Origin of the sequence: Bacillus sp. ME78, from assembly GCF_903970865.1 — a bacterium.
GTDB lineage: Bacteria > Bacillota > Bacilli > Bacillales > Bacillaceae_G > Bacillus_A > Bacillus_A cereus.
The window spans coordinates 1-205 of record NZ_CAJCKK010000127.1 but is presented as its reverse complement, the minus strand read 5'-3'; the positions used below and the strand labels follow the sequence as shown (position 1 = coordinate 205).

Genomic DNA, 205 nt, shown 5'->3' with positions numbered 1-205 from the left:
AAAAAATATGAGCTACACTGTTATCTAGTTTTCAAAGAACATACATTTATATATGAGAGATAGTTCTCTCAAAACTGAACAAAACGAAACACGGAAACTTATATTGATGAACAGCGTTCATCAATTCTCCATAGAAAGGAGGTGATCCAGCCGCACCTTCCGATACGGCTACCTTGTTACGACTTCACCCCAATCATCTGTCCCA

Annotated in this window: 1 rRNA gene; it reads right to left on the bottom strand. The window is 38.5% G+C overall.

The features are described 5' to 3' along the window. Positions 1–134: 134 nt before the first annotated feature. Positions 135–205: ribosomal RNA gene (locus tag H6481_RS28590) — 16S ribosomal RNA — on the bottom strand; the annotation flags it as partial.